This is a genomic window from Halorubrum sp. SS7 (assembly GCF_005435055.1).
Classification (GTDB): domain Archaea; phylum Halobacteriota; class Halobacteria; order Halobacteriales; family Haloferacaceae; genus Halorubrum; species Halorubrum salinarum.
The window spans coordinates 1-780 of record NZ_SGXV01000178.1; the positions used below are offsets into that span (position 1 = coordinate 1).

A 780-nucleotide genomic window follows, 5' to 3' on the forward strand; every position below is an offset into this window, starting at 1 on the left:
CCGAACGACGTCGGCACGATCCCGAGCTCGACGGCGAGGAGGCGACCCCGACGAGTCACTGGTGGTTCAGCTGGCTTGTTCACCACAACGTCAACGAGCAGCGTTCGATGCGGACGACGTGGGTCTGCGACGAGGCGAGCAACCTGTTCAAACATCACGAATCGAACGATAACGGAGGTCTCTCGACGAAAATCGATGCCGTCAGTCAGCAGTACGTCGACTTCCGCCGGAACGGGCTGTCGTTCGTGCTGCTGACCCAGAAGCCGAGGGAGATCTCCTGGATGATCCGCAAGAAGATGCGCTGGGGAGTCACGCTCTCCGGCACCGACAACCCCACCGGTAGCGACGAGATCATCGGCGTTCGGCCGCCGATGAACACGGAAATGACCTCGGACTGGAAGCTCGGTCGCGGCCTGTTCTGGACGTCGGGTCAGTACACCGAGTTCGGCTGGGACGATCTCCCTCGTCGATACAAGGTTCCGGGGAAGCTCCGGATCATCTCGCCGGAAGTTCGGAGGGTGAGCGCCAAATGAAACTAGATTCAATCACTCCGCGAAATCGAGGCGAACCGGCCGGCAGGCGACACTACGCGCTCGCGCGTACGCCTACCCCCCTTATCCCCGCGCGATGGAGGTCGGCATGAATATCGGCGAGATGCTCGACGACGAGCAACTAAAAGTCGTTGGACTCATCGGCGTCGTCGTGCTCGCAGCGGCGGCGGCGCCGATGCTGCTCGCACCGTCGGACGAACCCGAAGTCGAACCGAACAACGGGACGATC

The 780-nt window shown here is 61.9% G+C and carries 1 pseudogene; it reads left to right on the forward strand.

From position 1 onward, the window contains the following. Positions 1-533 (forward strand): annotated as a pseudogene (locus EXE44_RS17465) (hypothetical protein); the annotation flags it as partial. Between the last annotated feature and the right edge of the window lie 247 nt (positions 534-780).